The organism is Pseudomonas sp. GD03875, from assembly GCF_029840585.1.
Taxonomy (GTDB): Bacteria; Pseudomonadota; Gammaproteobacteria; order Pseudomonadales; family Pseudomonadaceae; genus Aquipseudomonas; species Aquipseudomonas paralcaligenes.
Genome location: NZ_JAOCCV010000016.1, coordinates 66,997 through 89,242, shown reverse-complemented (window position 1 = coordinate 89,242; position 22,246 = coordinate 66,997). Strand labels below are relative to the sequence as shown.

Genomic DNA, 22,246 nt, shown 5'->3' with positions numbered 1-22,246 from the left:
CCTCAGTGCGCCTGCCTGCGGAAGAACTCGCCAGGCGTCGCGCCGAACTGCTGGCGGAAGGCGGCGATGAAGGCCGACAGGGAGTCGTAGCCGCAGGCCAGGGCCACGTCGGTGACCCGCTCGCCGCGCTCCAGCGGGGCCAGGGCGTCGAGCAGGCGCTGCCGCTGGCGCCACAGGCGGAAGCTCAGGCCGGTGTCGCGCAGGAACAGCCGGCTCAGGGTCCGCTCGGACACGCCCAGGCGCGCGCTCCACTCACCCAATCCCAGGTGCTGGTGGTCCGGGTCGGCCAGGCCGGCGCACACGGCGCGCAGGCGTTCGTCGCGCGGTAACGGCAGGGACAGGTCGACCGGCGGCGCGACGCGCAGCTGATCCAGCAGCACGGCGGCCAGGCGACCGGGCGCCCCGGCCTCGTCATATTCCGCCGGCAGGGCGCTGAAGCCGTCGATCAGCTCGCGCAGCAGCGGGCTGACCGCCAGCACCCGGCAATCCTCCGGGCCCCAGGGCACCACGTCGCAAACGATATACAGGCTGCGCATCTCGGTGCCGGGCGAGCTGAACACCCGGTGCTCGACGCCGGCCGGCACCCACACGGCCCGTTGCGGCGGGGCGAGGAAGCGGGCGCTGGCGGTCTGCACTTCCAGCACCCCGGCGATGGCATAGGACAGCTGCACCCAGGGGTGGCTGTGGACGAAGGTCAGCGCCCGGTTGGGCAGCGACTCGACCCGCCCGTATAGCGGCCGGGGCAGGCTGCGCAGGCCGGGCACCTCGCGCTGCACCACATCGTCTTGTCCGTTCGGCGACACTGGCTGGCTCTTTGGCGTTAGTCGGCAATGTTGCGGTCACGATAAGTTGACTCTCCCTGCCATCGCAAGCCGAGTCCGCCATGCTGCGCCGCTTTCTTCCCGATCCGTTCACCCAGGCCCTGCTCGCCGTGGTCCTGGCCGCCAGCCTGCTGCCGGCCCGCGGCCAGGTGGCCCTGGCCTTCGACTGGATCACCAACCTGGCCATCGCCCTGCTGTTCTTCCTCCACGGCGCCAAGCTGTCGCGCCAGGCGATCATCGCCGGCGCCGGGCACTGGCGGCTGCACCTGCTGGTGTTCGCCTGCACCTTCGTCGCCTTTCCCCTGCTCGGCCTGGCGCTGCGGCCGCTGCTGACGCCGCTGGTCGGCCCCGAGCTGTACCTCGGCATGCTCTACCTGTGCGCCCTGCCCGCCACAGTGCAATCGGCCATCGCCTTCACCTCGCTGGCGCGCGGCAACGTGCCGGCGGCGATCTGCAGCGCCGCGGCGTCCAGCCTGTTCGGCATCTTCCTCACCCCGCTGCTGGTGGCGCTGCTGATGGATGTGCACGGCGACGGCGGCTCGACCCTCGATGCCATCGGCAAGATCACCGTGCAGTTGCTGATCCCGTTCGTCGCCGGCCAGATCGCGCGGCGCTGGATCGGCACCTGGGTCGAACGCAACCGGCAATGGCTGCGCTTCGTCGACCAGGGTTCGATCCTGCTGGTGGTCTACGTGGCCTTCAGCGCCGCGGTGGTCGAAGGGCTCTGGCACCAGGTGCCGCTGCCGGCCCTGGCCGGCCTGGTGGTGGCCTGCTGCGTGCTGCTGGCCCTGGCGCTGCTCGTCTCCCTCGGCGCGGCCCGGCTGTTTGGCTTCGATCTGGAAGACCGCATCACCATCCTGTTCTGCGGCTCGAAGAAGAGCCTCGCCACCGGCGTGCCGATGGCCCAGGTGCTGTTCGCCGGCAGCAGCCTCGGCCTGCTGATCCTGCCGCTGATGCTGTTCCACCAGATCCAGCTGATGGTCTGCGCCGTGCTGGCCCAGCGCTACGCCCGGCGGCCGGAGTCGGTCGCCGAACTGATGGGCCGGGTCGACCCCTAGCCCGCCGGGCGCCTCTGCGCTACCGTGCCGGCGGCTATCGAGGAGTCAGGGACGATGAAGGGATATTCATGGCAGGGCCTGGGCGGCGCGATGCTGCTCGCGGCCTCGCTGGGCGCAGCCGTCGCCGAAGATTTCGGCCCGTCGATCTACGCTGGCATGAACGCGCGCTTCGACCCCGCCGAGGAGGCGCGCTACCGCCAGCCCGAGGCGGAACTGCGCCTGCTGCTGGCATACCAGGGCGCGAACACCAGGACCAACCACTTTTGCCTGCTGGGCTATCGCTGGCCCCACGGCCTCGAATTCGTCTCGGTGCACTGGCGCGAGGGGCGGATGATCCTGCGCTGGCACGGCGGTACGGACTGGGCCGAAGACCTCCTGGCGTCGGTGGTGAGCCAAGGCATCGATCTGGAAACCGGCGTGATCGACGCCGACGATGTCGGTGGCAGCACCTTCCTGGTCACCAAGCGCGGCGCCGAGGGCACGCTCGAAGACTGCCGCCGCCACGGCCGCGAATACGTGATCGGGCCCTTCACGCCTCCGCCGCCGGTCGAAGAGGAGTAACCGCCGCTGGCGTACGGGGGCAAATCCGAATACTGTTCATATATACAGCATTCGGAGCGTTTTCCATGTCCGTCACCTTGCCGCCCCGTGGCCGCGGCACCGCCAGCAACCCGCACAACCGTTTCGCTCCCACCCGCAGCGAGAACGAGGACGACGGCTGGTTCCAGGACGAAACGCCGCCCTGCCGCGCCACCGAGGTGCGCGTCGAGCGGGCCAAGACGGTGATCACCCGCAACCAGTCGCCTGACGTCGGCTTCGACCGCTCGGTGAACCCCTACCGCGGCTGCGAGCACGGCTGCATCTACTGCTTCGCCCGGCCGACCCACGCCTACTGGGACCTGTCGCCGGGCATCGACTTCGAGACCCGGCTGATCGCCAAGACCAACCTGGCCGAGCGCCTGGAAGAGGAGCTGAGCAGGCCCGGCTACACCCCGCAGCCGCTGGCCCTGGGCATCAATACCGACGCCTACCAGCCGATCGAGCGCGAGCAGCGCCTGACCCGCCAGGCCCTAGAAATCCTGCTGCGCTTCCGCCACCCGCTGCACATCGTCACCAAGAGTTCGCTGATCCTGCGCGACCTCGACCTGCTGCAGGAGCTGGCCAGCCGCAGGCTGGTCAGCGTGGCCTTCAGCCTGACCAGCCTGGACGACGAGCTGAAACGCATCATGGAGCCACGCACCGCCTCGCCCGGCGCCCGCCTGCGCGCCATGCGCCGCCTGCACGAGGCCGGCGTACCGGTGACCGCGCTGGTGGCGCCGATCATCCCGATGATCAACGACATGGAAATGGAGCGCATCCTCGAAGCGGCCCGCGACGCCGGCGCCCGTTCGGCCGGCTACGTGCTGCTGCGCCTGCCGCTGGAGATCGCCGAGCTGTTCGAGGAATGGCTGCGCAGCCACTTCCCCGAGCGGGCCGAGCACGTGATGAGCCTGGTGCGCCAGTCGCGTGGCGGCAAGAACTACGACGGCCGCTTCGGCAGCCGCATGCGCGGCGAAGGCGCCTTCGCCGACCTGCTGGCACAGCGCTTCGCCCTGGCGCGCAAGCGCCTGGGCCTGAACCACCGGGACGGCTTCGACCTGGACTGCAGCCAGTTCGCCCCGCCGGGCCGGCAGATGGCTCTGCTGTAAATGAAATGTGACTCACCGGAGCTGGCAACTGTCCGCATGCCAGGTCGATAATCCGCCGCGCGCGCCAGCGCGACGGTCCAGCACGAGGTGAGACGCCATGCCCTACAAGCACAACGCCATTCCCCTGCAGGCGCGCACCGCGCCAGAAAGCGCCGACGAGGCGCTGGGCGCCATCGTCGGAGGCTTCAAGCGCTTCCGCAACGAAGTCTTCCCGCAGCAGGAAGAATTGTTCAAGGCACTCGCCAGCGCGCAGAACCCGCGCGCCATGTTCATCACCTGCGCCGACTCGCGCATTGTCCCCGAGCTGATCACCCAGAGCGCGCCGGGCGACCTGTTCGTCACCCGCAACGTCGGCAACGTGGTGCCGGCCTACGGGCAGATGATGGGCGGGGTCTCCACCGCCATCGAGTACGCGGTGCTGGCCCTGGGCGTGCAGCACATCATCGTCTGCGGCCACTCCGACTGCGGCGCGATGAAGGCGGTGCTGGCGCCCGAGACCCTGGAGAGCATGCCGACGGTGAAGGCCTGGCTGCGCCACAGCGAAGTGGCGCTGCGGGTGGTCGAGGCAAACTGCGGCTGCGACGGTCATGACACCCTGGGCATCCTCACCGAGGAGAACGTGGTGGCCCAGCTCAATCACCTGTGCACCCACCCCTCGGTGGCGGCGCGGGTAGCCAGCGGTCAACTGTTCATCCACGGCTGGGTCTACGACATCGAGACCAGCGCGATCCGCGCCTACGACGCCGAGAGCGGCCGCTTCCTGCCGCTGGATGGCGACGTGGTGCCGATGGCCACGCCCAAGGCGCGCTACCAGGCGCAATGAAACGAAAAGGCCCGCGGATGCGGGCCTTTTACTGTGGGCCGGTAGCCCGGACGCAGTCCGGGACCAGCGGCGGCGAAGTCAGGCGCTGACCGGCAGGCCCAGCTCCACGCCCAACTGGCGCGACAGGCACGGCCAGTTCTGCCAGGCCGCCACGGTCTGCGGGTTGCTCAGGCGGGCGCGGTATTCCTGCACCGAATCCTGGTGGAACACCTGCTCGTCCAGCATCTCCTCGACCGCGTGATGCACCGCTTCGTCCAGCTGGTTGGCGAACGGCTCGCCGATCAGCTGGTGGGCGATCACGTTGGCGACGGTGGTATCCAGCGGGATCAGCGGCTGCCCCAGGTGGGCGATGTAGCGGTCGTTCACCTCCTCGACCAGGCGATGGGCTAGGTAGGCCTCGTCCAGCAGTGCGTCCAGGCCCTGGTGGCCTTCCATGATGCTCGGCGGGCTGAGGAAGAACTGTTCGGCCAGCTTCAGCACCGGTTTCACCTGCGCCTCGATGCCGGCCTCGCGGGCGACGGCATTGGCCGCATCGAGCACATCCGGCACCTGCTCCACATAGGCGGCGACGAAGCGTTCGAGCACACCCCGGGCATCGCGCTCGGGCAACTGGATGATCGGATGCAGCCGGTCGAAGCGGCCTTCGAGCTGGCGGGCCAGGTCACCGCTGCTGGCTTCATGAGAGAGGGCGCGCTGGATCTGTTCGCGCAGGGCGGGGGTATTCATGACGGCTCCGGATGGACATGAGATAGAAACGAAAACTCACCTTAGCTGGCGACGGGCCGGGACTAAGAACGGATTGTCATAATTATTTCATGGTTAGTAGCTGGAGCTATAAATCGCTCCGCCCGGTGCCGCTTCGCTGGACGCCATCCCGCAGCCGGCGCGGCCTGGACAAAAATCGGGCGTTATTTTTCTGGCTGCGTTGTGATGTCGCACTCCCTGTCTATACTCGAACTCGCAAGGCGTGAACCTGATGGAACCGGACGGGCTTCGGCACGGAGAGGTTTCGACAAGTGATAAGCCAGCAGTATCGGCAGTCGATCCCTTAGCCGCAGGCTTAGCCGGCGGGATAACAAGAACAACGAGGGGAACCCGCAATGATGCGACATCCACGAGTCTGGATGGGCCTCCTGCTGTGGTTGACATTTGGCTCGGCGCACGCCGAGTGGGCAGTGAACATGCTGCCGGGTGTCACCGAGGTCAGCCGTTCAGTCTTCGATCTGCACATGATCATCTTCTGGATCTGCGTCGTGATCGGCGTGGTGGTGTTCGGCGTGATGTTCTGGTCGATGCTGATCCACCGCCGCTCCACCGGCCAGCAACCCGCGCACTTCCACGAGAGCACGACGGTGGAAATCCTCTGGACCATCGTGCCCCTCGTCATCCTGGTGGTCATGGCCGTGCCCGCCACCAAGACCCTGATCGACATCTACGACACGTCCGAGTCCGAACTGGACATCCAGGTCACCGGCTACCAGTGGAAGTGGCACTACAAGTACCTGGGCCAGGACGTGGAGTTCTTCAGCAACCTGGCCACCCCGTCCGACCAAATCTACAACCGGGCGAACAAGGACGAGCACTACCTGCTGGAGGTCGACGAGCCGCTGGTGGTGCCGGTGGGCACCAAGGTGCGCTTCCTGATCACCGCCGCCGACGTGATCCACTCCTGGTGGGTGCCGGCCCTGGCGGTGAAGAAGGACGCCATCCCCGGCTTCATCAACGAATCCTGGACGCGCATCGAGGAGCCCGGCATCTACCGTGGCCAGTGCACCGAGCTGTGCGGCAAGGACCACGGCTTCATGCCCGTGGTGGTCGAGGCCAAGAGCAAGGAAGACTTCGCCGCGTGGCTGGCCACCCGCAAGGAAGAGGCCGCCAAACTCAAGGAGCTGACCAGCAAGGAATGGACCCGCGAAGAGCTGATGGCCCGTGGCGAGAAGGCCTACCAGACCAACTGCGCCTCCTGCCACCAGGCCAACGGCGAGGGCCTGCCGCCCATGTTCCCGGCGCTGAAGGGCTCGAAGATCGCCACCGGCCCGGTCCAGGACCACATCCACATCGTGGTCGAGGGCAAGCCGGGCACCGCCATGGCCGCGTTCGGCAAGCAGCTGTCGGAAGTCGACCTCGCCGCCATCATCACCTACGAGCGCAACGCCTGGGGCAACGCCGTGAACGACATGGTTACGCCGAAGGACATCCTCGCGTTCAAACAGGCTCAGGAGTAAGGACATGAGTGCAGTGATCGATCATAACGGTCATGCCGGACATGACCATCACCACGGCCCGGCCAAGGGGCTGATGCGCTGGGTGCTGACCACCAACCACAAGGACATCGGCAGTATGTACCTGTGGTTCAGCTTCGCCATGTTCCTGCTGGGCGGGTCCATGGCCATGGTGATCCGCGCCGAGCTGTTCCAGCCCGGCCTGCAGATCGTCGAGCCGGCGTTCTTCAACCAGATGACCACCATGCACGGCCTGATCATGGTGTTCGGCGCGGTGATGCCGGCCTTCGTCGGCCTGGCCAACTGGATGATCCCGCTGATGGTCGGGGCGCCCGACATGGCCCTGCCGCGGATGAACAACTTCAGCTTCTGGCTGCTGCCGGCGGCCTTCGGCCTGCTGGTGTCGACCCTGTTCATGGAGGGCGGCGGGCCGAACTTCGGCTGGACCTTCTACGCGCCGCTATCGACTACCTACGCGCCGGAATCGGTGACCTTCTTCATCTTCGCCATCCACCTGATGGGCATCAGCTCGATCATGGGCGCGATCAACGTGATCGCCACCATCCTCAACCTGCGCGCCCCCGGCATGACCCTGATGAAGATGCCGCTGTTCGTCTGGACCTGGCTGATCACCGCCTTCCTGCTGATCGCGGTGATGCCGGTGCTGGCCGGGGTGGTGACCATGATGCTGATGGACATCCACTTCGGCACCAGCTTCTTCAGCGCGGCCGGCGGCGGCGACCCGGTGCTGTTCCAGCACGTGTTCTGGTTCTTCGGCCACCCCGAGGTGTACATCATGATCCTGCCGGCGTTCGGCGCCGTCAGCTCGATCATCCCCGCCTTCGCCCGCAAGCCGCTGTTCGGCTACACCTCGATGGTCTACGCCACCGGCGCCATCGCCTTCCTCTCGTTCATCGTCTGGGCCCACCACATGTTCACCGTCGGCATCCCGCTGACCGGCGAACTGTTCTTCATGTACGCCACCATGCTGATCGCCGTGCCCACCGGGGTGAAGGTGTTCAACTGGGTGAGCACCATGTGGCGCGGCTCGATGACCTTCGAGGCGCCGATGCTGTTCGCCGTCGCCTTCGTCATCCTGTTCACCATCGGCGGCTTCTCCGGGCTGATGCTGGCCATCGCCCCGGCGGACTTCCAGTACCACGACACCTACTTCGTGGTGGCGCACTTCCACTACGTGCTGGTGCCGGGCGCGATCTTCGGCATCTTCGCCTCGGCCTACTACTGGCTGCCCAAGTGGACCGGCCACATGTACGACGAGACCCTGGCCAAGCTGCACTTCTGGATGAGCTTCATCGGCATGAACCTGGCGTTCTTCCCGATGCACTTCGTCGGCCTGGCCGGCATGCCGCGGCGGATTCCGGACTACAACCTGCAGTTTGCCGACTTCAACATGATCTCGTCGATCGGCGCCTTCACCTTCGGCGCCACCCAGTTCCTCTTCCTGTTCATCGTCATCAAGTGCATCCGCGGCGGCAAACCCGCCCCGGCCAAGCCCTGGGACGGCGCCGACGGGCTGGAGTGGAGCGTGCCCTCGCCGGCGCCCTACCACACCTTCAGCACGCCGCCGGAAGTGAAGTAGGAGGCACGCGGTCGTGAGCGAAGCCCTGGACAACCGTCGCCTGGTCACTCGCCTGCTGCTGGTGGTGGCCTGCATGTTCGCCTTCGGCTTCGCCCTGGTGCCGATCTACGACGTGATGTGCCAGGCCTTCGGCATCAACGGCAAGACCGCCGGGGCCTACCAGGGCGAACAGTCGGTGGACGAGCAGCGCCAGGTACGGGTGCAGTTCCTCGCCACCAACGCCGCCGGCATGTCCTGGGAATTCCATCCGACCACGGACGAGCTGACGGTGTCGGCCGGCTCGAGCAACGAGATGGTGTTCATCGCCCACAACCCCACCAGCAGTCCGATGACCGCCCAGGCCATTCCCAGCGTGGCGCCGTCGAAGGCCGCCGCCTTCTTCCACAAGACCGAGTGCTTCTGTTTCACCCAGCAGGTGCTGCAGCCGGGCGAGCGCATCGAGATGCCGGTGCGCTTCATCGTCGACCGGGATCTGCCGAAGGACGTGAAGCACCTGACCCTGGCCTACACCCTGTTCGATATCACTGCGCGCAAACCGCCCGTCGCGCAGGCGACTCTTGCCCAGACAGCCCCTACCGGGGCGGCTCCATAAGGAGAACAAGAAAATGTCGAGTCACGAGAACTACTACGTTCCCGCCCAGAGCAAGTGGCCGATCATCGCCACCATCGGCATGCTCACCACCGTCTACGGTATCGGCAGCTGGTTCAACGACCTCAAGGCCGACCGCGCGGAATCCAACGGCCCGCTGATCTTCTTCGTCGGCGGCCTGATCCTCGCCTACATGTTGTTCGGCTGGTTCGGCAACGTCGTCAAGGAAAGCCGCGGCGGCCTCTACAGCGCGCAGATGGACCGCTCGTTCCGCTGGGGCATGAGCTGGTTCATCTTCTCCGAGGTGATGTTCTTCGCCGCCTTCTTCGGCGCGCTGTTCTACATCCGCATGTGGGCCGGCCCCTGGCTCGGCGGCGAGGGCGACAAGGGCGTCACCAACATGCTGTGGCCGAACTTTGAATACACCTGGCCGCTGCTGAACAACCCCGATCCCAAGCTGTTCCCGGGGCCGACCGAAGTGATCAGCCCGTGGCACCTGCCGCTGATCAACACCATCCTGCTGATCACCTCCAGCTTCACCGTCACCTTCGCCCACCACGCCCTGAAGAAGGACAAGCGCGGCCCGCTGAAGATGTGGCTGGCACTGACCGTGCTGCTCGGCGTGGTCTTCGTCGTGCTGCAGGCCTACGAATACTACGAGGCCTACACCGAACTGGGCCTGACCCTCGGCTCGGGCATCTACGGCGCGACCTTCTTCATGCTCACCGGCTTCCATGGTGCGCACGTGACCATGGGCGCGCTGATCCTGACGGTGATGCTGGTGCGCATCATGAAGGGCCACTTCGACTCGGAGAAACACTTCGGCTTCGAGGCCGCCAGCTGGTACTGGCACTTCGTCGACGTGGTCTGGATCGGCCTGTTCATCTTCGTCTACGTGCTTTGAAGCCAGTCGCTACCAGGTGACGTGGGAGACCAGTTGGCCGCTGTAGAAGCCCCAGGCGATGAGCGCCAGGGTGACCGAGGCGAGGATCACGCGGAGCGTCAGGGCGTTGACCAGGCGCGAGCCGCGGCCCTCGTCCCTGACCAGGAAGAACAGGCCACTGAACAGGCTGGCCAGGGTGGCCAGCAGCAGGAGGATGATCGCGGCCTTGAGCATGCGTGACTCCGGAAATGGGGGAAGACGGTGTGCAGTTCCAGTATAGCCAGCCGCATTCCAGCCCCGGGCACAGGGGCATGAACGGTTTCCGTCCGGGGTTGCTGCCCAGCATCGTGGTCGCGCTGCTGTTGCCGCTGCTGGTCGGCCTGGGCTTCTGGCAACTCGCCCGCGCCGGGGAGAAGCGCCTGCTGCTCGCCGACTTCGCCGCCCGCGAGCACGCCGAACCCATGGGCGTCACCGACCTCGAACCGCGCGCCGACCTCGCCCACCTGCGCATCCGCCTGCACGGCCAGTTCGACGAACGCCACAGCCTGCTGCTGGACAACCGCCAGCGTGGCGGCCAGGTCGGCATCGAGCTGCTGCAACCCTTCTACGACCAGGCCTCCGGCCTCTGGCTGCTGGTCAACCGCGGCTGGCTGCCCTGGCCGGACCGGCGCACGCCGCCGCGCTTCGACACCCCCGAGCAGCCACTGGACCTGGTGGCGCGGGTCTACGTGCCGGTCGGCAAGACCTTCCAGCTGCAGGACGACCCGGCTGGCGGCGCCTGGCCGCGCCTGGTCACTGCCGTCGAGCCGGAACGCCTGTGGCGCCAGCTCGGGCGCGGCGGCATGGCCTACGAAGTGCGCCTCGAACCCGGCCCGGCCGCCTACCAGGCCGAATGGCCACTGGTGGCCATGGCCCCGGAAAAACACACCGGCTACGCCGTGCAATGGTTCGCCATGGCCGTCGCCCTGGTCGGCCTCTACCTCTATCTCGGCATCCACACAGCGCGCCAGACCGCGCGGGAGAAACAGCATGAGCCCAGCCATGAATCCGGCCCTTTCCACTCCTGAAGCGCCCAGGGCGCGCGGGCGCCTGCAGCTGATCCTGCTGCTGCTGGTGGCGGTCGGCCCGATGATCCTGGCCACCGCCATGTACCAGTGGCGCTTCTGGGTGCCGGAAGGGCGCAACTACCACGGCGCCCTGGTCGGCGACGGCACCCAAGTCGCCGACATCGGCGTGCCGGGCGCGAGCGAGGAACGCTGGCAACTGCTGGTCACCGCCCCCGGCGACTGCGCCGAGAACTGCCGCCAGCTGGTCTATGCCGCCCGGCAGATCCACATCGGCCTCAATCGCGACGCCACCCGCGCCGTCCACGGCCTGGCGGTGAGCCGGCCGCTGGCCGCCGACTACGACGAGCAACTCAAGCGCGAATACCCCCAGCTGGGCCGCTACCACCTCGACAACCTGCGCTACGACAAGGCGGTGCCGGCCGGCCAGGGCGCCCTGCTGTGGATCGTCGATCCCAAGGGCAACCTGGTGCTGCGCTACGACGCCACCAGCAAGGGCAAGGACATCCTCAACGATCTGCGGCTGCTGCTGAAGCTGTCGCAGATCGGCTGAGAACCGCCCATGATCGGCTGCGCGTCGGCCAGCCCGCGTTGGAAGCGGGCTCGGCATGCTCATTTACCGCTTCTGAGCTGCGTTGCTTCGCCCGCCTCCGCCTTGCCTGGCTCCAGAGACGGTACTGAGATGGTCGTCATTCCCGCGCAAGCGGGAATCCAGAAGCTCCGCGACACTTGGGCTCCCGCTTGCGCGGGAGTGACGAGGACTTTTTCAGCGTCCCTGGCTCGCAGGATCATGAGCAGATGCTGGCACCCCCTATAAGAACAAGAGAGGCCCCGGATGAGTGACCGCAAGACCCTGCCCGGCTACCGCCTAGCCCTGTTCGCCACCCTGCTGACGGTGGTGGTGGTACTGCTCGGCGCCTACACCCGCCTGACCCACGCCGGGCTCGGCTGCCCGGACTGGCCGGGCTGCTACGGCTTCCTCGGCGTGCCGATGAGCGAGCACAAGCAGGCCCTGGCCGAGGCGCGCTTCCCCGAGGCGCCGGTGGAGGTGGAAAAGGGCTGGAACGAGATGGTCCACCGCTACTTCGCCGGCACCCTCGGCCTGGTCATCCTCGGCCTCGCCGTGCAGGCGCTGCGCCGCCGCGACGAACCCGGCAGGCCGCTGAAGCTGCCCCTGCTGCTGCTCGGCGTGGTGGTCGCCCAGGCCGCCTTCGGCATGTGGACGGTGACCCTGCAGCTGTGGCCCCAGGTGGTCACCGCGCACCTGCTCGGCGGCTTCACCACCCTGGCGCTGCTGTTCCTGCTGACCCTGCGCCTGTCCGGCCGGCTGCCGGTGCTGGCAAACGTATCGGCGCGCCTGCGCCTGCTCGCCGTCGCGGCGCTGTGCCTGGCCGTCGGGCAGATCGCCCTGGGCGGCTGGGTCAGCTCCAACTACGCGGCGGTCGCCTGCGTCGACCTGCCGACCTGCCACGGCGAATGGTGGCCGGCGATGGACTTCGCCAACGGCTTCCACCTGACCCAGCACATCGGCCCCAACTACCTGGGCGGCCAGCTCGACAGCGACGCCCGCACCGCCATCCACATGACCCACCGCCTAGGCGCGGTGGCGCTCAGCCTGGTCCTCCTGCTGCTGGCCTGGCGCCTGCGCGCCGCCGGCCTCGGCCGCCTGGCCGGCCTGCTGCTGCTGGCCCTGGCCGTGCAGGTCAGCCTCGGCGTGAGCAACGTGCTGCTGCACCTGCCGCTGGCCGTGGCGGTGGCGCACAACGGCGGCGGCGCCGCGCTGCTGCTGGTGCTGGTGCTGATCAACTACCGACTGCGTACCCCTGCGGGAGCGGCCTTGGCCGCGATGGCCCGGCCTTCACGGCCAAGGCGGGATGCCGCCCAACCGCTTCCCCAGCATAACTAGAAAGGAGAAACGCCATGGCTACAGTGCTGCGAGCCCACTCCGAACACGCCACCTGGCGCGACTACCTGGAGCTGACCAAGCCCAGGGTGGTCCTGCTGATGCTGATCACCTCGCTGGTCGGCATGTTCCTCGCCACCCGCGCCGGCGTGCCGTGGACCGTGCTGGTGTTCGGCAACCTCGGCATCGGCCTGTGCGCCGGCGCCGCGGCGGCGGTGAACCACGTGGTCGACCGACGCATCGACTCGATCATGGCACGCACCCACAAGCGCCCGGTCACCGCCGGGCGCGTCTCGGTGCCGGCGGCGCTGGGCTTCGCCCTGCTCCTGGCCGTGGTCGGGCAGGGCCTGCTGCTGGCCTTCACCAACGAGCTGACCGCCTGGCTGACCCTGGCCTCGCTGCTCGGCTACGCGGTGCTCTACACCGGCTTCCTCAAGCGCGCCACACCGCAGAACATCGTGATCGGCGGCCTGGCCGGCGCCGCGCCGCCGCTGCTCGGCTGGGTCGCCACCACCGGCCACCTCAGCGCCGAGCCGCTGCTGCTGGTGCTGATCATCTTCGCCTGGACGCCGCCGCACTTCTGGGCCCTGGCCATCCACCGCAAGGAGGAGTACGCGAAAGCCGACATCCCCATGCTGCCGGTGACCCACGGCGAGCACTACACCAAGGTGCACATCCTGCTGTACACCGCCGTGATGTTCGCCGTGACCCTGCTGCCCTACGCCATCCACATGAGCGGTCCGCTCTACCTCGCGGCCGCGCTGGTGCTCGGCGGGCGCTTCATGTTCTGGGCCTGGGTGCTGTACCGTGACAGCCGGCCGCACGCCGCGATCAACACCTTCAAGTACAGTATCTGGTACCTGTTCCTGCTGTTCATCGCCCTGCTGGCGGACCACTACCTGTTGCTCAACCTCTGAGCGGCCCGCGCGATACCGGCGGGCACGCCACGCTGCCCGCCGAACCGAAGAGAGATTCCATGAGCCGTACCCAGAAGACCGTCCTTGTCCTCGCCGCCGTCGTCGCCCTGGTGGTGGGCCTCACCGTCAACAAGGTGCTCAACAGCAAGGGCGACGGCACCGACAAGGTGGCGCTGCTCGACGCCGGCATCGTCCTGCTGCCACAGAGCCGCAGCCTGCCGGACCTGACCCTGACCAACCAGGAAGGCCAGGCGGTGACGGCGAACCAGCTCGAGGGCAAATGGAGCCTGCTGTTCTTCGGCTACACCTTCTGCCCGGACATCTGCCCGGCCACCCTGGCGCAGATGCGCCAGCTGCAGGGCATGCTGCCGGCCGAGGCCAAGGAGCGCCTGCGCGTGGTGCTGGTGACGGTGGACCCGCACCGCGACACCCCGGAGCAGTTGAAGAAGTACCTCGCCTACTTCGACCCGGGCTTCCAGGGCCTGACCGGCAGCCAGGAGGACATCCAGAAGCTGGCCAGCGCGGTGAGCATTCCCTTCATCCCGGCCGACACCAGCAAGGAAAACTACACCGTCGACCACAGCGGCAACCTGGTGATCATCGGCCCGGACGGCAGCCAGCGCGGCTTCATCCGCGCGCCGGTGAACGTCGACAAGCTGGCCGCCCAGCTGCCGGGGTTGCTCGGATCAAGGTAGGGCGGGTGCAACCCGCGTAATCCCCGGTGGCGCGGGTTGCACCCGCCCTACGGGGAAGCCGAAACGAAAAAAAGCCCGCTCAAGAGCGGGCTTTTTGTTGGCTACGTCCTCGTACGGCCACAGCATGTAGGGTGCGCCGTGCGCACCAGCAAGCCCGTACATGGCTCCGGTGCGCACAGCCCCCTCACGAGAGCCAGCGACTGGCAGGCAATCAGAACGCCGGCACCACGGCGCCCTTGTACTTGTCCTCGATGAACTTCTTCACTTCCGGGGTGTGCAGGGCCGCTGCCAGTTTCTGCAGGGCGGGGCTGTCCTTCTTCGCGGCGGTGGTCACCAGGATGTTCACGTACGGCGAGTCGGCGCCTTCGATCACCAGGGCGTCCTTGGTCGGGTTCAGGCCGGCTTCCAGGGCGTAGTTGGTGTTGATCAGAGCCAGGTCGACCTGACCCAGCACGCGCGGCAGGGTGGCCGCTTCCAGCTCACGCACCTTGATGGACTTCGGGTTCTCGGCGATGTCCTTGACGGTGGCGGTGATGCCGGCGCCTTCCTTCAGCTTGATCACGCCGGCCTTCTGCAGCAGCAGCAGGGCACGACCGCCGTTGGTGGCGTCGTTGGGAATCACCACCTGGGCGCCTTCGCTCAGCTCGTCGAGCTTCTTGATCTTGCTGGAGTAGGCGCCGAAGGGCTCGACGTGCACGCCGGCGATGCTCACCAGCTGGGTGCCACGGGAGGCGTTGAACTCGTCCAGGTACGGCTGGTGCTGGAAGAAGTTGGCGTCCAGGCGGCCTTCGGCGACCTGCACGTTGGGCTGCACGTAGTCGGTGAAGACCTTGACCTTGAGGTCGACGCCTTCCTTGGCCAGGGCCGGCTTGACGAATTCGAGAAGCTCCGCGTGCGGCACGGCGGTGGCGGCGACGCTGATCGAGTCGGCGGCCTGGGCGGCGGCGGAAGTGAGGGCCGCGGCGGCGGCCAGGGCAGTCAGCAGTTTCTTCATGTTCAACTCCTTGTGGGACGTGGCGCGGGGTCCGGCGGGTGGCCGGTCGCCCGCTGTTCTAGGTGGATTTACTTGCGTGAGAAATGGATGACCAGCCTGTCGCCGACCATCTGCAGCACCTGCACCAGCACCAGCAGCAGGATGACGGTCACCGCCATCACATCCGGCTGGTAGCGCTGGTAGCCGTAGCGCACGGCCAGGTCGCCCAGGCCGCCGCCGCCTATCAGGCCGCTCATGGCGGTATAGGAGACCAGGGTGATGGCGGTGACGGTGGTGGCCGCGATCAGCCCCGGCAGGGCCTCCGGCAGCAGCGCGCGGAAGATGATCTGCAGGGTGCTGGCGCCCATCGCCTGGGTCGCCTCGATGATGCCCCGGTCTACTTCGCGCAGGGCGGTCTCCACCAGGCGCGCGAAGAACGGCGTGGCGCCCACCACCAGCGGCGGGATGGCGCCGGCCACGCCCAGCGAGGTGCCGGTGATCAGCACGGTCAGCGGGATCATCAGGATCAGCAGGATCACGAACGGCACCGAGCGCAGGATGTTCACCACCAGCGACAGCACGGCGTACAGCGCGCGCTGCTCTAACATCTGGCGCGGGCCGGTGAGGAACAGCAGCACGCCCAGCGGCAGGCCGAGCAGCACGGTGAACAGGGTGGCGCCACCGAGCATGTTGAGGGTGTCGAGGCTGGCGTAGCCGATTTCCTGCCAATCGACGTTGGGCAGCAGTTGCTCGAGCATCAGCGCAGTACCTCCAGATGCACGTCGGCGGCCCGGAAGCGGCCGATGGCGCTCTCCACGTCGCCGCCGGTCAGGGCCAGGGTGAGCTGGCCGTAGGGGGTGTCCTTGATGCGGTCGATGCGCCCGGCAAGGATGCTGTAGTCGACGCCCGTCTCGCGGGCCACGGTGCCGAGCAGCGGCGCGTAGGTGGCCTCACCCTGGAAGGTCAGGCGCAGGATGCGGCCGCTGACGTTGGCGAAGTCGTCGCGCTGCTCGCTCTCGTCGATGTGCTCGTCCTCCAGCACGAAGCGGCGGGTGGTGCCGTGCTGCGGGTGGAGGAACACCCGGGCCACCGGGCCCTGCTCGACGATGCGGCCGTCGTCCATCACCGCCACCTGGTCGCAGACCCGGCGGATCACGTCCATCTCGTGGGTGATCAGCACGATGGTCAGGCCCAGCTCGCGGTTGATCTCGGCCAGCAGCTGCAGCACCTGGGCGGTGGTCTGCGGGTCCAGCGCGCTGGTGGCCTCGTCGCACAGCAGAATCTTCGGCCGGGTGGCCAGGGCGCGGGCGATGCCGACCCGCTGCTTCTGGCCGCCGGAGAGTTGCGCGGGGTACTTGTCGGCATGGCCGCTGAGGCCGACCCGGGCCAGCAGCTCGTCCACGCGCTGGCGGATTTCCGCGCGGCCCAGTTCGCCGGCCAGTTCCAGCGGCATGGCGACGTTGGCCGCCACGGTCTTGGACGACAGCAGGTTGAAGTGCTGGAAGATCATCCCGACCTGGCGGCGGAAGCGGCGCAGGCCGTCGGCGTCGAGGGCGGTGATGTCCTCGCCGTCGATCACGATGCGCCCGCCGGAGGGTTCCTCCAGGCGGTTGATCAGGCGCAGCAGGGTGCTCTTGCCGGCGCCGGAATGGCCGATCAGGCCGAACACCTGGCCCTGCTCGATGCGCAGATCGGTGGACTGCAGGGCGGGAATGTCCCGCCCGGAGACCCGATAGGTCTTCTGGACGTGGTGGAACTCGATCACTGAGCGAACCTTGTGGGTACGTGGGAATGCTGGTCGCGATCCGGTGAGGTGCGACGACTCCCCTCTAGCCTAGGCGGTTAGCCGAAAGCCGCGCATTCTAGCCGTTTTGTTTATGCGCTCTTAGTCTTTGTTGGCCTGGGTTTCCTTCATAAAGGCATAAGCCGCAGGGCGGATGCGACCCGCCCTGCGGCGCTTCCATGGCCTCAGCCGTTGCGCTGCGGGCTGAGCACCAGGCGCGGTTCCTGGTCGGGCTTGTACACCGGCGACAGGCGCGGCGCGAAGCCCGGGTCGAGCTTCTTGATCCGCGCCGAGAGCAGCGCGGCGACGAAGGGATAGTCCTTGGCCTCGCGCACTTCCAGGCTCACCGCGCAGCCGAAGGCCACCACGTCGGCGGCGACCCGGTCGAGCAGATCGCGCAGCGCCTCGCGGTCGCCGGCATCGAGCATCGGCAGCGGCACGATGCTGCTGGGCGCGGCGGGGTCGATCAGTTGGGCGCGCGGCGCCACCGGCTCGGCGATCTTGGCCGCAGCCACCGGCGGCGGCGGTGCCACAGGCTCCGGGCGCTTGGCGGCGGCCTGCTGGGCGCGCGCCTCACGCTCGGCGGCGGCCTTCTCTTCCGCCAGTTGCTGCTGGCGGGCCCGTTCGGCTTCCTTCCTGGCGAGGGCAGCCTCGGCTTCGCGCAGGCGGCGTTCGGTTTCCTGGCGGCGCGCTTCGGCGTCCGCCGACTCGCTGACCTTCGGCTGGGCCGGCTGCGCCTTGGCCGCAACCTGGGGGGCCGGGCTCGCCACGGAGGCGGCCTGGCTGTACTGCTGTTTCAGTGCCGGCGAGGCCGCGCCCAGGTGGCGCTCGCCCTTGGCCAGGGTGGCGCTGGCGGCCGCCGTGTCGCCGGCCTGCAATTGCTGGCGACTGCGTTGCAGGTAGGCATTCGCCAGTTCGCGCTGGTACTGGCCCAGGCGCACGTCGTTGCCGGGGGCCCGCTGACGCAGGGCTTCCAGCTTGGCTTCCGCGGCCTGCAGGTCGCCCTGGGAGATCTGCGCGGAGACCTGGTTGAACTCCTTCACCAGCTCGTCCACCGTCCAGTATTCGGCATGGGCTTCGCCCAACAGCAAGCCGAGGCCGAGCGCGGCGATATAGCGATACGCTCTGTTGTTCATCATGTGACCCATGGGTTCCGCTTGGTTTTGATCTGAGCAAAAAACGCTCAATGCTACCGGGCCTGGCGGGGCAGAGCAAAGCCAATCAGGAAAATCGCGGCGGCGCAGACCACGATGGAGGGTCCGGCGGGCGTGTCCTGGAACCAGGAAAGGCTCAAGCCCGCGGCTACCGCGAGCATACCCAGGAAGCTGGCACCGATCGCCATCTGTTCCGGGGTGCGCGCGTGGCGCTGGGCGGCGGCCGCCGGGATGATCAGCAGCGAGGTGATCAGCAGCACGCCGACGATCTTCATGGCCACCGCGATGACCACGGCGATCAGCAGCATCAGCGCCAAGCGCAGGCCGGCCACCGGCAGGCCCTCGACCCGCGCCAGCTCCTCGTGCACGGTGATCGCCAGCAAGCGGCGCCACAGCGGTAGCAGCAGGGCCAGGACCAGGGCGCAGCCGCCGAGGATCCACGCCAGGTCGTTGGCGCTCACTGCCAGCAGGTCGCCGAACAGGTAGCCCATCAGGTCGATGCGCACCTCGTCCATGAAGCTGAGGACCACCAGGCCCAGCGACAGGGTGGTCGGCGCCAGGATGCCCAGCAGGGTGTCCGAGGCCAGCGCCTGGCGCTGCTGCAGGGTCACCAGCAGCACGGCCAGCAGCAGACAGCCGGCGGTCACCGCCAGGGTCGGGCTGAGGTCGAGCAGGAAGCCCAGGGCCACACCGAGCAGGGCGGCGTGAGACAGGGTGTCGCCGAAATAGGCCATGCGCCGCCACACCACGAAGGAACCGAGCGGGCCGGCCACCAGGGCCAGGGCCAGGCCGGCGAGCAGCGCGTTGAGCAGGAAATCGGGCATCAGTGCTTGCATCCGGGACCGTGCACATGGGCCGGACCATGGATGGTCAGGCCAGCGCCTTCGACCACCTCGCCGTGCAGGTCGTGGCTATGGTCGTGATGGTGGTGGTAGACGGCCAGGCTCTTGGCGTCCTGGCCGAACATCTCGAAGAACACCGGGTCGTTGCTGACCTGTTCCGGGTGGCCCGAGCAGCACACGTGGCGGTTGAGGCAGACCACCTGGTCGGTGGTGCTCATCACCAGGTGCAGGTCGTGGGAGACCATCAGCACGCCGCAGCCGTAGCGGTCGCGCAGGCGGGTGATCAGGCGGTACAGCTCCGCCTGGCCGGTCACGTCGACGCCCTGGACCGGCTCGTCGAGCACCAGCAGCTCCGGCTGGCGCAGCAGGGCGCGGGCCAGAAGCACGCGCTGCAGCTCGCCGCCGGAAATGCTCTGCAGCGGGCTGTCGAGCACTTGCCCGGCGCCCACCTCGTCCAGCGCCGCGATGGCCGCGGCGCGGTCGACACCTGGCACCAGGCGCAGGAAGCGCAGCACCGACAGCGGCAGGGTCGGGTCCACGTGCAACTTCTGCGGCATGTAGCCGACGCGCAAGCGCGGCTTGCGCTGCACGCTGCCGCGATCCGGCCGGAGCAGGCCGAGCACGGTGCGCACCAGCGTGGTCTTGCCGGCGCCGTTAGGGCCGATCAGGGTGACGATCTCGCCGGGGCGCACGGTCAGCTGCACGTCCTGCAGCACCGACTGGCCGGCGAAGCCGACGCCCACGCCGTCGAGGCGGATCAGCGCATCGCTCATCACGCGCCCTGGCAGCCGGCGCAGAGGCCGACCACTTCGACGGTCTGGCTCTCCACGGCGAAACCCACCTGGCTGGCGCCGGCGACGATGGCCGCGCTGATGGCGGGCTGCTCCAGCTCGATGGCCGTGTGGCAGGTACGGCAGATGAGGAACTGGCCCTGGTGCAGCTCGCCCGGGTGGACGCAGCCGATGAAGGCGTTGAGCGAGGCAATGCGGTGCACCAGCCCGTTTTCCAGCAGGAAGTCGAGGGCGCGGTAGACGGTCGGCGGCGCGGCGCGGCGGCCGTCCTCGTCGCTGAGCACGCCGAGAATGTCGTAGGCCCCGAGCGGCTTGTGGCTGGCCCAGACCAGCTCCAGCACGCGCTTGCGCAGCGCGGTCAGGCGCGTGCCCTGGCGGGCGCACAGCGTCTCGGCCTCGGCGAGGGCGTCGGCCACGCAGCGGGAATGATCGTGTGGCAGGCAGGCCAGCGGCGTGTTGTCGGTCAGCGGCTTGAACATGACGAGGGACGTCCGGGTGAAGAGACGTTATTCTATTACTCTTTTGCCTCAGAGTCTTGCCGTCGTGTCGCGCCTGTTCGCCGTTATCGCCCTGTTCCTGCTCAGCCTGGCCGCCCAGGCCGAAGTGCGGGTCCTCACCAGTATCAAGCCGCTGCAACTGATCGCCGCCGCCGTGCAGGGCGAGACCGGCCGGCCCGAGGTGCTGCTGCCGCCCGGCGCCTCGCCGCACCACTTCGCCCTGCGCCCTTCCGATGTGCGCCGCGTGCAAGGCGCCGACCTGCTGTACTGGATCGGCCCGGACATGGAGAGCTTCCTGCCGCGCGTGCTGGATGGCCGTGGCAAACCCAGCGTGGCCGTGCAGTCCCTGCCGGGGCTGACCCTGCGCCACTTCGGTGAAGGCGCTGGCAGCGAAGACGAGCATCACCACCACGATGCCGACGAGCACGACCACGATCACCGGCCCGGCAGCCTGGACGCGCACCTCTGGCTGCTGCCCGCCAACGCTAGGGTGATCGCCGCGAAGATGGCCGCCGACCTGGCCGCCGCCGACCCTACCAATGCCGCGCGCTACCAAGCCAACCTGGCCGCCTTCGAGCAGCGCCTGGACGCCCTGGACGGCGAGTTGAAGACCCGCCTGGCGCCGCTGGCCGAAAAACCCTTCTTCGTCTTCCACCAGGCGTTCGACTACTTCGAGGCCGCCTACGGCCTGCAGCACGCCGGGGTGTTCACCGCCGCCAGCGAGGTCCAGCCGGGCGCCCGCCACGTGGCGGCGATGCGCGAGCGTTTGGCGGCGGCCGGCCCGTCCTGCGTGTTCAGCGAACCGCCGCTGCGCCCGCGCCTGGCCGAGACCCTGTCCGCCGGCCTGCCGGTGAAGCTGGCGGAGCTGGACACCCTGGGCGCCGGCGCGAAGAGCTACGAACAGCTGCTGGGCGAACTGGCTGGCCAGCTCGCCGGCTGCCTGGAAGGGCTATAGGGCGCACGCCGGTGCGCGTGGCCTAGGCGGCCCCGCGCTACAGGGCGAAGGGTAGCGGCAACGCCACCCGCTGACGACGGGCCAGGCGGCGCTGGAACTCGGCGGGGTCCTTGACCAGCACGTCGCGGTCCTGGAAGCGGCGCGCGGCGATCAGCCGGGACAGCCAGAAGCGCAGGCAGGCGACCCGCAGCATCGCCGGCCACAGCTCGGCCTCGGCGCGGGTGAACGGGCGCAGCGCGGCGTAGGCGCCCAGCAGGGCGCGGGCCAGCGCCGGGTCCAGATCGTCGTCGGCACCGGAGCACCAGTCGTTGAGGGTGATCGCCAGGTCGTAGAGCATCGGCCCCGAGCAGGCGTTGTAGAAGTCGATCACGCCGGCCAGGTGGTTGCCGTCGAACAGGGCGTTGTCGCGGAACAGGTCGGCGTGCAGGTTGGCGCGCGGCAGGGCGAGGATGTCCGCCTTCAGCTCGGCCACTTCGTTGAGGCTGTCGCGCAGCAGCGGCAGCTGCTCATCGTGCAGCTCCAGGGCCAGCACCGTGCCCTCTTCGAGCATCCAGTCCAGGCCCCGGTCGCTGCGCCGTTCGAGGATGTCGTCGCGGGTCGCCACGTGCAGGCGCGCCAGCCAGCCGCCGATCTCCGCGCAGTGGTGGGCGTTGGGCGAGGCAACATGGCGGCCGGCCAGCCGTGGCTGCAGGATGGCCGGCTTCCCGGCCAGTTCGCGCAGCGCCTCGCCGCTCGCGGTCGGCACCGCGTAGGGCACCGGCAGGCCGGCCCGGTGCAGGCGTTCGAGCAGGGCGACGAAGAACGGCATGTCCGCCCGCGGGCCGCGCTCGACCAGGGTCAGGACGAATTCGCCACCCTCCAGGCTGACGAAGAAGTTGCTGTTCTCGGTGCCCGCGGCGATGCCCTGGAAGTCCTTCAGGCGGCCGAGGCCGTAGGGCTCCAGGAAGACTTCCAGTTCATGGCGTTCGAGAGGCGTGAAGACCGACAT

At 68.2% G+C, this 22,246-nt stretch carries 25 protein-coding genes; 14 read left to right on the top strand and 11 right to left on the bottom strand.

Annotated elements, in window-relative coordinates; all coding sequences use genetic code 11:
- Window positions 1-2: 2 nt before the first annotated feature.
- Window positions 3-803, bottom strand: a complete 801-nt coding sequence (locus N5D30_RS15525; protein ID WP_279909660.1) for a helix-turn-helix transcriptional regulator — start codon at window positions 801-803, stop codon at window positions 3-5.
- Between the two features lie 80 nt (window positions 804-883).
- On the opposite strand from N5D30_RS15525, the gene N5D30_RS15520 reads away from it, so the two are divergent.
- The 4 genes from N5D30_RS15520 to N5D30_RS15505 all read left to right on the top strand — a co-directional run bounded on the left by N5D30_RS15520 (window position 884) and on the right by N5D30_RS15505 (window position 4,390).
- On the top strand, window positions 884-1,879 hold the full coding sequence (locus tag N5D30_RS15520; RefSeq protein WP_279909659.1) for a bile acid:sodium symporter: 996 nt from the start codon (window positions 884-886) through the stop codon (window positions 1,877-1,879).
- Window positions 1,880-1,933: 54 nt separating this feature from the next.
- Window positions 1,934-2,440: a hypothetical protein gene (locus tag N5D30_RS15515; protein WP_279909658.1), complete on the top strand. Its 507-nt coding sequence runs from the start codon at window positions 1,934-1,936 to the stop codon at window positions 2,438-2,440.
- 65 nt (window positions 2,441-2,505) lie between these two features.
- Window positions 2,506-3,567 (top strand): PA0069 family radical SAM protein, encoded by a 1,062-nt coding sequence (locus N5D30_RS15510; RefSeq protein ID WP_220815328.1) that lies wholly within the window; start codon window positions 2,506-2,508, stop codon window positions 3,565-3,567.
- A gap of 97 nt (window positions 3,568-3,664) precedes the next feature.
- The gene (locus N5D30_RS15505) at window positions 3,665-4,390 is read left to right on the top strand and encodes a carbonic anhydrase (protein ID WP_220815327.1); all 726 of its coding nucleotides are present in this window, start codon (window positions 3,665-3,667) and stop codon (window positions 4,388-4,390) included.
- Window positions 4,391-4,468: 78 nt separating this feature from the next.
- On the opposite strand, the gene N5D30_RS15500 is transcribed toward N5D30_RS15505, so the two are convergent.
- Window positions 4,469-5,116: a hypothetical protein gene (locus N5D30_RS15500; protein ID WP_220815326.1), complete on the bottom strand. Its 648-nt coding sequence runs from the start codon at window positions 5,114-5,116 to the stop codon at window positions 4,469-4,471.
- A gap of 374 nt (window positions 5,117-5,490) precedes the next feature.
- Here N5D30_RS15500 and coxB point away from each other — a divergent pair, with 374 nt between their 5' ends.
- Genes coxB through N5D30_RS15480 form a run of 4 tightly spaced genes read left to right on the top strand, consistent with a single transcriptional unit; the run spans window position 5,491 to window position 9,705 of the window.
- Window positions 5,491-6,615: a cytochrome c oxidase subunit II gene (gene coxB, locus N5D30_RS15495; protein WP_220815325.1), complete on the top strand. Its 1,125-nt coding sequence runs from the start codon at window positions 5,491-5,493 to the stop codon at window positions 6,613-6,615.
- Between the two features lie 4 nt (window positions 6,616-6,619).
- Window positions 6,620-8,212, top strand: a complete 1,593-nt coding sequence (gene ctaD / locus N5D30_RS15490; RefSeq protein WP_220815324.1) for a cytochrome c oxidase subunit I — start codon at window positions 6,620-6,622, stop codon at window positions 8,210-8,212.
- A gap of 13 nt (window positions 8,213-8,225) precedes the next feature.
- The gene (locus N5D30_RS15485) at window positions 8,226-8,804 is read left to right on the top strand and encodes a cytochrome c oxidase assembly protein (protein ID WP_279909657.1); all 579 of its coding nucleotides are present in this window, start codon (window positions 8,226-8,228) and stop codon (window positions 8,802-8,804) included.
- Between the two features lie 13 nt (window positions 8,805-8,817).
- Window positions 8,818-9,705, top strand: coding sequence for a cytochrome c oxidase subunit 3 (locus N5D30_RS15480; RefSeq protein ID WP_220815322.1), 888 nt, complete (start codon window positions 8,818-8,820; stop codon window positions 9,703-9,705).
- Between the two features lie 9 nt (window positions 9,706-9,714).
- On the opposite strand, the gene N5D30_RS15475 is transcribed toward N5D30_RS15480, so the two are convergent.
- Entirely contained in the window at window positions 9,715-9,918 is a 204-nt protein-coding gene (locus N5D30_RS15475; RefSeq protein ID WP_220815321.1) for a twin transmembrane helix small protein, read from the bottom strand.
- 77 nt (window positions 9,919-9,995) lie between these two features.
- On the opposite strand from N5D30_RS15475, the gene N5D30_RS15470 reads away from it, so the two are divergent.
- The 5 genes from N5D30_RS15470 to N5D30_RS15450 all read left to right on the top strand — a co-directional run bounded on the left by N5D30_RS15470 (window position 9,996) and on the right by N5D30_RS15450 (window position 14,263).
- The gene (locus N5D30_RS15470; RefSeq protein WP_279909656.1) at window positions 9,996-10,751 is read left to right on the top strand and encodes an SURF1 family protein; all 756 of its coding nucleotides are present in this window, start codon (window positions 9,996-9,998) and stop codon (window positions 10,749-10,751) included.
- Entirely contained in the window at window positions 10,726-11,301 is a 576-nt protein-coding gene (locus N5D30_RS15465; protein ID WP_279909655.1) for a hypothetical protein, read from the top strand. The genes N5D30_RS15470 and N5D30_RS15465 overlap by 26 nt, the downstream gene beginning before the upstream one ends.
- 282 nt (window positions 11,302-11,583) lie before the next feature.
- Window positions 11,584-12,654, top strand: a complete 1,071-nt coding sequence (locus N5D30_RS15460; RefSeq protein ID WP_279909654.1) for a COX15/CtaA family protein — start codon at window positions 11,584-11,586, stop codon at window positions 12,652-12,654.
- Between the two features lie 14 nt (window positions 12,655-12,668).
- Window positions 12,669-13,568 (top strand): heme o synthase, encoded by a 900-nt coding sequence (gene cyoE / locus N5D30_RS15455; protein ID WP_220815317.1) that lies wholly within the window; start codon window positions 12,669-12,671, stop codon window positions 13,566-13,568.
- A 59-nt stretch (window positions 13,569-13,627) separates the two neighbouring features.
- A complete protein-coding gene (locus N5D30_RS15450; RefSeq protein WP_220815316.1) occupies window positions 13,628-14,263 on the top strand; it encodes an SCO family protein in 636 nt (211 codons plus the stop codon).
- Window positions 14,264-14,474: 211 nt separating this feature from the next.
- Here the strand turns inward: N5D30_RS15450 and N5D30_RS15445 are convergent, their stop codons facing one another.
- The 7 genes from N5D30_RS15445 to N5D30_RS15415 form a co-directional block, all read right to left on the bottom strand.
- Window positions 14,475-15,257 carry a MetQ/NlpA family ABC transporter substrate-binding protein gene (locus N5D30_RS15445; protein WP_279909653.1) on the bottom strand — a complete coding sequence of 261 codons (783 nt, stop codon included), beginning with the start codon at window positions 15,255-15,257 and terminating at the stop codon, window positions 14,475-14,477.
- Between the two features lie 68 nt (window positions 15,258-15,325).
- Window positions 15,326-15,994: an ABC transporter permease gene (locus N5D30_RS15440; RefSeq protein WP_279909651.1), complete on the bottom strand. Its 669-nt coding sequence runs from the start codon at window positions 15,992-15,994 to the stop codon at window positions 15,326-15,328.
- Complete coding sequence (locus N5D30_RS15435) at window positions 15,994-17,001, bottom strand: methionine ABC transporter ATP-binding protein (protein WP_279909650.1); 1,008 nt, start codon at window positions 16,999-17,001, stop codon at window positions 15,994-15,996. Before N5D30_RS15435 ends, N5D30_RS15440 begins: the two co-directional genes overlap by 1 nt.
- A gap of 203 nt (window positions 17,002-17,204) precedes the next feature.
- A complete protein-coding gene (locus N5D30_RS15430; RefSeq protein WP_279909649.1) occupies window positions 17,205-18,158 on the bottom strand; it encodes a hypothetical protein in 954 nt (317 codons plus the stop codon).
- Between the two features lie 50 nt (window positions 18,159-18,208).
- Complete coding sequence (znuB, locus tag N5D30_RS15425; RefSeq protein WP_220815311.1) at window positions 18,209-18,997, bottom strand: zinc ABC transporter permease subunit ZnuB; 789 nt, start codon at window positions 18,995-18,997, stop codon at window positions 18,209-18,211.
- Entirely contained in the window at window positions 18,997-19,788 is a 792-nt protein-coding gene (gene znuC / locus N5D30_RS15420) for a zinc ABC transporter ATP-binding protein ZnuC (protein ID WP_279909648.1), read from the bottom strand. Before znuC ends, znuB begins: the two co-directional genes overlap by 1 nt.
- Window positions 19,788-20,285: a Fur family transcriptional regulator gene (locus tag N5D30_RS15415; protein WP_279904031.1), complete on the bottom strand. Its 498-nt coding sequence runs from the start codon at window positions 20,283-20,285 to the stop codon at window positions 19,788-19,790. The genes znuC and N5D30_RS15415 overlap by 1 nt, the downstream gene beginning before the upstream one ends.
- 64 nt (window positions 20,286-20,349) lie before the next feature.
- Here N5D30_RS15415 and N5D30_RS15410 point away from each other — a divergent pair, with 64 nt between their 5' ends.
- The gene (locus tag N5D30_RS15410; RefSeq protein WP_279909647.1) at window positions 20,350-21,258 is read left to right on the top strand and encodes a zinc ABC transporter substrate-binding protein; all 909 of its coding nucleotides are present in this window, start codon (window positions 20,350-20,352) and stop codon (window positions 21,256-21,258) included.
- 37 nt (window positions 21,259-21,295) lie between these two features.
- Here the strand turns inward: N5D30_RS15410 and N5D30_RS15405 are convergent, their stop codons facing one another.
- Window positions 21,296-22,246 (bottom strand): homoserine kinase, encoded by a 951-nt coding sequence (locus N5D30_RS15405; RefSeq protein WP_279909646.1) that lies wholly within the window; start codon window positions 22,244-22,246, stop codon window positions 21,296-21,298.

What these genes read in the sequence shown, in the direction of transcription:
- N5D30_RS15520 (WP_279909659.1), top strand. Translation starts at nt 884, where the DNA reads ATGCTGCGCCGCTTTCTTCCCGATCCGTTCACCCAGGCCCTGCTCGCC.
- N5D30_RS15515 (WP_279909658.1), top strand. Translation starts at nt 1,934, where the DNA reads ATGAAGGGATATTCATGGCAGGGCCTGGGCGGCGCGATGCTGCTCGCG.
- N5D30_RS15510 (WP_220815328.1), top strand. Translation starts at nt 2,506, where the DNA reads ATGTCCGTCACCTTGCCGCCCCGTGGCCGCGGCACCGCCAGCAACCCG.
- N5D30_RS15505 (WP_220815327.1), top strand. Translation starts at nt 3,665, where the DNA reads ATGCCCTACAAGCACAACGCCATTCCCCTGCAGGCGCGCACCGCGCCA.
- N5D30_RS15500 (WP_220815326.1), bottom strand. Translation starts at nt 5,116, where the DNA reads ATGAATACCCCCGCCCTGCGCGAACAGATCCAGCGCGCCCTCTCTCAT.
- coxB (WP_220815325.1), top strand. Translation starts at nt 5,491, where the DNA reads ATGATGCGACATCCACGAGTCTGGATGGGCCTCCTGCTGTGGTTGACA.
- ctaD (WP_220815324.1), top strand. Translation starts at nt 6,620, where the DNA reads ATGAGTGCAGTGATCGATCATAACGGTCATGCCGGACATGACCATCAC.
- N5D30_RS15480 (WP_220815322.1), top strand. Translation starts at nt 8,818, where the DNA reads ATGTCGAGTCACGAGAACTACTACGTTCCCGCCCAGAGCAAGTGGCCG.
- N5D30_RS15475 (WP_220815321.1), bottom strand. Translation starts at nt 9,918, where the DNA reads ATGCTCAAGGCCGCGATCATCCTCCTGCTGCTGGCCACCCTGGCCAGC.
- N5D30_RS15470 (WP_279909656.1), top strand. Translation starts at nt 9,996, where the DNA reads ATGAACGGTTTCCGTCCGGGGTTGCTGCCCAGCATCGTGGTCGCGCTG.
- N5D30_RS15465 (WP_279909655.1), top strand. Translation starts at nt 10,726, where the DNA reads ATGAATCCGGCCCTTTCCACTCCTGAAGCGCCCAGGGCGCGCGGGCGC.
- N5D30_RS15460 (WP_279909654.1), top strand. Translation starts at nt 11,584, where the DNA reads ATGAGTGACCGCAAGACCCTGCCCGGCTACCGCCTAGCCCTGTTCGCC.
- cyoE (WP_220815317.1), top strand. Translation starts at nt 12,669, where the DNA reads ATGGCTACAGTGCTGCGAGCCCACTCCGAACACGCCACCTGGCGCGAC.
- N5D30_RS15450 (WP_220815316.1), top strand. Translation starts at nt 13,628, where the DNA reads ATGAGCCGTACCCAGAAGACCGTCCTTGTCCTCGCCGCCGTCGTCGCC.
- N5D30_RS15445 (WP_279909653.1), bottom strand. Translation starts at nt 15,257, where the DNA reads ATGAAGAAACTGCTGACTGCCCTGGCCGCCGCCGCGGCCCTCACTTCC.
- N5D30_RS15440 (WP_279909651.1), bottom strand. Translation starts at nt 15,994, where the DNA reads ATGCTCGAGCAACTGCTGCCCAACGTCGATTGGCAGGAAATCGGCTAC.
- N5D30_RS15430 (WP_279909649.1), bottom strand. Translation starts at nt 18,158, where the DNA reads ATGATGAACAACAGAGCGTATCGCTATATCGCCGCGCTCGGCCTCGGC.
- znuB (WP_220815311.1), bottom strand. Translation starts at nt 18,997, where the DNA reads ATGCCCGATTTCCTGCTCAACGCGCTGCTCGCCGGCCTGGCCCTGGCC.
- znuC (WP_279909648.1), bottom strand. Translation starts at nt 19,788, where the DNA reads ATGAGCGATGCGCTGATCCGCCTCGACGGCGTGGGCGTCGGCTTCGCC.
- N5D30_RS15415 (WP_279904031.1), bottom strand. Translation starts at nt 20,285, where the DNA reads ATGTTCAAGCCGCTGACCGACAACACGCCGCTGGCCTGCCTGCCACAC.
- N5D30_RS15405 (WP_279909646.1), bottom strand. Translation starts at nt 22,246, where the DNA reads ATGTCGGTCTTCACGCCTCTCGAACGCCATGAACTGGAAGTCTTCCTG.